The organism is Mesorhizobium sp. M7A.F.Ca.US.014.04.1.1 (assembly GCF_003998745.1).
Taxonomy (GTDB): Bacteria; Pseudomonadota; Alphaproteobacteria; order Rhizobiales; family Rhizobiaceae; genus Mesorhizobium; species Mesorhizobium ciceri.
Genome location: NZ_RZRW01000413.1, coordinates 1 through 5232, shown reverse-complemented (window position 1 = coordinate 5232; position 5232 = coordinate 1). Strand labels below are relative to the sequence as shown.

Annotated in this window: 4 protein-coding genes; 2 read left to right on the top strand and 2 right to left on the bottom strand. The window is 64.3% G+C overall.

The window, feature by feature from the left end:
* Together EOA22_RS23680 and EOA22_RS23675 are read right to left on the bottom strand one after the other, a co-directional pair.
* On the bottom strand, positions 1-365 hold a 365-nt coding region (locus EOA22_RS23680; RefSeq protein ID WP_206521323.1), incomplete at its 3' end, for a pseudouridine-5'-phosphate glycosidase.
* 74 nt (positions 366-439) lie between these two features.
* Complete coding sequence (locus EOA22_RS23675; RefSeq protein ID WP_063167812.1) at positions 440-1384, bottom strand: carbohydrate kinase family protein; 945 nt, start codon at positions 1382-1384, stop codon at positions 440-442.
* A 280-nt stretch (positions 1385-1664) separates the two neighbouring features.
* On the opposite strand from EOA22_RS23675, the gene recA reads away from it, so the two are divergent.
* Together recA and alaS are read left to right on the top strand one after the other, a co-directional pair.
* On the top strand, positions 1665-2762 hold the full coding sequence (recA, locus tag EOA22_RS23670) for a recombinase RecA (RefSeq protein WP_013532151.1): 1098 nt from the start codon (positions 1665-1667) through the stop codon (positions 2760-2762).
* Between the two features lie 292 nt (positions 2763-3054).
* The coding region (gene alaS / locus EOA22_RS23665; RefSeq protein ID WP_127390251.1) for an alanine--tRNA ligase at positions 3055-5232 on the top strand (2178 nt) is incomplete at its 3' end.

Genomic DNA, 5232 nt, shown 5'->3' with positions numbered 1-5232 from the left:
CCGACCATATGCGCCGCGATCATCGTGGCGGCGACCGTGGTGCCGCCGGTGCGCCCTTGCGCCACGGCAAAACCGAGATCGGCGCGCGACAGCTTCATCGCGTCGCCCGTCATCGCCAGCGATTCGCGCTCGCCGTCCGAAAGCCCGATCTTGATGCGGCCGCCAACCACGGCGATCGTCGCCGGCACGGCGCCGCCATCGCTGATGATCTTTTCGACATCGGCCGCCATGGCGCCATTGTCGGGGTAGGGCATGCCATGGGTGATGATGGTGCTTTCCAGCACCACCACCGGCCGGCCGTCGGCCAGGGCCTGCGCCACCGGCGCGTGGATGTCGATGAAGGGGCGGGCGGTCTCAGGGGTCATCAAGGTCTCCTATCCGGAATGCGGCGCGTCCGTCGGACGCTCGGCAACATCGCGGCACTATGAATTCGCCGGTCTCATGCCATTTCCCTGGCATCCGGCACAAGAGCCAACGCTTCCGCGAAGCTCGCCGCGGTGAACTCCGGAACGGCGGCGGCGCTTTCGATGGCAAGCGTCGCCCCGGCAATGCCTTCGCGCAGAGCTGCCCGCAACGGCAGTCCGCGCAGCAAGGCAGCGACCGTTGCGCCTGCCAGCGCATCACCGGCGCCGGTGACGTCGGCGACCTTTCTTGGTGGCGGCGGCAGGATAGAGAAGGCGCCGGCTTCATCGAAGCCCAGCATGGGCCCGCCGCCTGCCGTCACCACGCCGCTGACGAGGCCGCTGCATCGCAACCCGTCGACGACCTCGCGCTCCGTGGCATTCGCGGCGACGCCGGCCAGCGCCATGGCCTCGCGCCGGTTCATGAAGACCAGCGAAAGCTCCTTCAGCACCGGTAGCAACCGCACCACCTTGGCCGGCGAAATGGCAATCGCGAAAACCGGCTTGCCCGCAGCGAGCGCGACCAGCCGTTCCAGCGCCGAAGAGGGCAGATTGGCGTCGCACAGGATCGCGTCGGCGGCGGCGATCACCTCCCGCACCTTGGAGCGCCTGATCTGCTTGGGAAACGCCAGGTCGTAGAGCGCCATGTCGGCAAAGCCGACGATCAACTCGCCCTCGCTGTCGATCAGTGCCGTGTAGCTCGGCGTCGTGCGGTCGAGGAAGACCGCCGACAGGTCGGTAATGCCTGCCCCGGCAATGGCTCGCGAAACGGTGTCGGCAGCGGGATCGCCGCCGCGAACCGACATCAGCGACGCGGAGACGCCGCGCCGCACGGCACTGCGCAAGGCGTTGAAGACGCCGCCGCCGACATCCTCGCGCATTGTGCCCGGATTGGAGGCGGCGGGCACGTAGGCGCCGGACACCTGGCCGCGCCGGTCGATATGGGCGCCGCCTACGGCCAGTATTTTCGCGGATTTCAGCATGCCGGCGATATGACCTTTGTTATTCCAGCCGCACAAGCGCTAGGCTGTGCGACCGAGCTTCGCATGCAAGGCGGCGATTCGGCAGGTCGAAACAACCGAGCCGTCTGGCCCAACGTGCGGTGCATTCCTGATCGAATCCTTGGACAAAAAAAGAACAAATCCGGATATTGCTTGTTTTTCAGATATTTGATCCCTCTTGCCAAATGAGAACAAAAAAGGTACAAATAGGCAGGGATTACGGATTGTCCGGCCTTCATTGACGACCAAGGGGTGATGTATCATGGCTCAGAATTCTTTGCGGCTGGTAGAGGACAAGGCAGTGGACAAATCAAAGGCTCTGGATGCGGCGCTGTCGCAGATCGAGCGGGCTTTCGGCAAGGGCTCGATCATGCGGCTCGGCGCCAACGAGCAGGTCGTCGAGATCGAAACGGTGCCGACCGGCTCGCTTGGCCTCGACATCGCGCTTGGCGTCGGTGGCCTGCCGCGCGGCCGCATCATCGAGATCTACGGGCCGGAAAGCTCGGGCAAGACGACGCTGGCCCTGCACACCGTGGCCGAAGCCCAGAAGAAGGGCGGCATCTGCGCTTTCGTCGATGCCGAGCACGCGCTTGACCCGGTCTATGCCCGCAAGCTTGGCGTCGATCTCGAAAACCTGCTGATTTCGCAGCCCGACACCGGTGAGCAGGCGCTGGAAATCTGCGACACGCTGGTGCGCTCCGGCGCCATCGACGTGCTGGTGGTCGATTCGGTCGCGGCGCTGACGCCACGTGCCGAAATCGAAGGCGAGATGGGTGATTCGCTGCCCGGCCTGCAGGCCCGCCTGATGAGCCAGGCGCTGCGCAAGCTGACCGCCTCGATCTCGCGCTCCAACACCATGGTCATCTTCATCAACCAGATCCGCATGAAGATCGGCGTCATGTTCGGTTCGCCCGAGACGACGACCGGCGGCAACGCGCTGAAATTCTACGCATCGGTGCGCCTCGACATCCGCCGCATCGGCTCGGTCAAGGACCGCGACGAAGTCGTCGGCAACCAGACCCGCGTCAAGGTGGTCAAGAACAAGCTGGCGCCGCCCTTCAAGGTGGTCGAGTTCGACATCATGTATGGTGAAGGCGTGTCCAAGACCGGCGAACTGGTCGATCTCGGCGTCAAGGCCGGCGTGGTCGAGAAGTCGGGCGCCTGGTTCTCCTACAATTCGCAGCGTCTCGGCCAAGGCCGCGAGAATGCCAAACTGTTCCTGCGCGACAATCCCGACACCGCACGCGAGATCGAGCTGGCGCTCCGACAGAATGCCGGGCTGATCGCCGAAAAGTTCCTTGAGAATGGCGGCTCCGAAGGTGGCGACGACGGGTTCGAGGAGGAATCCGGCGCGATGTGACAACTCGCGAGGTCGGCCGGAGTTCGGCCATAATCGCATTCTATTATCTCGGGCTTAAGTAATCGAGTTCCGCGTTAATGCGTTTTGAAACCGCCGGCCCAGTGCCGGCGGTTTTGCGTTTCGGCGGCGAAAACAGGCCGGTTCGAACGGCCGGCAAAGGCCGTGGATTGGACCAATTCCGTGTTTCTGGACAGGGTGAAGCGCGGCGGCTAAAAGGCCAAGTCCTAATCTTCTAAAACGCAGAGCCCATTTCCGCCGGTTTGCCGGCGGCCCTTCTGAAAAGGCAGCATTCATGAGTGGCGTGAACGAAATCCGGTCGACATTTCTCGACTACTTCCGCAAGGAGGGTCACGAGATCGTCGCGTCGAGTCCGCTGGTGCCGCGCAACGACCCGACGCTGATGTTCACCAACGCCGGAATGGTACAGTTCAAGAACGTCTTCACCGGCCTGGAGAAGCGGCCCTATTCGCGCGCCTCGACCGCCCAGAAGAGCGTTCGCGCCGGCGGCAAGCACAACGATCTCGACAATGTCGGCTACACCGCGCGTCATCTGACCTTCTTCGAGATGCTCGGCAACTTCTCCTTCGGCGACTATTTCAAGGAGCGCGCCATCGAGCTTGCCTGGAACCTGATCACCAGGGAATTCGGGCTGAGCAAGGACAAGCTGCTGGTCACCGTCTATCACACGGATGACGAGGCGGCCGGCTTCTGGAAGAAGATCGCCGGTTTTTCCGACGACCGCATCATTCGCATCGCGACCTCGGACAATTTCTGGGCGATGGGCGACACCGGACCCTGCGGGCCGTGCTCGGAGATCTTCATCGACCGCGGCGAGCACATCTGGGGCGGCCCTCCCGGCAGCCCGGAGGAGGACGGCGACCGTTTCCTGGAATTCTGGAACCTGGTGTTCATGCAGTATGAACAGGTGACGAAGGAGGAGCGCATCGACCTGCCGCGCCCCTCGATCGACACCGGCATGGGCCTGGAGCGCATGGCCTCCATCCTGCAAGGGGTGGAAAGCGTCTTCGAGACCGATCTGTTCCGTCACCTGATCGACGCGGCCTCGTCCGCGATCGGGCATGATCCCGACAAGGAGACGGTCGCCTCCTACCGAGTCATTGCCGATCATCTGCGCTCGTCCTCCTTCCTGGTCGCCGATGGCGTGCTGCCCTCGAACGAAGGCAGGGGCTACGTCCTGCGCCGCATCATGCGCCGCGCCATGCGCCATGCGCAGCTGCTCGGTGCCAACGAACCGCTGATGTGGAAGCTGGTGCCGGCGCTGGTGCGCGAAATGGGCCAGGCCTATCCGGAACTGCTGCGCGGCGAACAATTGATCACCGAGACGCTGAAGCTCGAGGAGACCAGGTTTCGCAAGACGCTGGTGCGCGGCCTCGGCCTGCTTTCCGAGGCGACCGAAACGCTGCATGCCGGCGACATGCTGGATGGCGAGACGGCCTTCAAGCTCTACGACACCTATGGCTTCCCGCTCGACCTGACGCAGGACGCACTGCGCCAGCGCAGCATCTCGGTCGATATTGCCGGCTTCACCAACGCGATGGAGCAGCAGAAGGCCGAGGCGCGCAAGCATTGGGCCGGGTCCGGCGACGCCGCCACCGAGACCATCTGGTTCTCGGTGCGCGAGAAGGCCGGCGCCACCGAGTTCCTCGGCTATGAGACTGAAGCTGCGGAAGGCATCATCCAGGCGCTTGTCCGGGACGGCAAGGCTGTCGACGGCGCCGGCAAGGGCGACGCGGTGGCGATCGTCGTCAACCAGACGCCGTTCTATGCCGAGTCCGGCGGCCAGATGGGCGACACCGGCGTCATCTCCGGCGAGGGGTTCTCGATCGAGGTTTCGGATACGCAGAAGAAGGCCGACGGGCTGTTCGTGCATATCGGCAAGGTGGCCAGCGGCACCGTCAAGACGGGCGCGGCTGTCGAGCTGAAGGTCGATCATGCAAGGCGCTCGAGGCTGCGCGCCAACCATTCCGCGACGCATCTGATCCATGAGGCGCTGCGCGAAGTGCTGGGCAGCCATGTCGCACAGAAGGGCTCGCTGGTCGCGCCCGAGCGCCTGCGCTTTGACATCTCGCACAACAAGCCGATTTCGGCCGAAGACCTCGAAGAGGTCGAGCGCATGGCCAACGAGATCGTCGTCCAGAACGGCCCGGTGACCACGCGCCTGATGTCGGTCGACGATGCCATCGCCGAGGGCGCCATGGCGCTGTTTGGCGAAAAGTACGGCGACGAAGTGCGCGTCGTGTCGATGGGCACCGGCCTGCACGGCGCCAAGGCGAACCGGCCCTATTCGGTCGAGCTCTGCGGTGGCACCCATGTCCGGGCGACCGGCGACATCGGCCTGGTGCGTGTCGTGTCGGACAGCGCGGTCGCCGCCGGCGTGCGCCGCATCGAGGCATTGACGGGCGAAGCCGCGCGCAAACATCTCGACGAGCAGGACAGGCGTTTGAAGGCG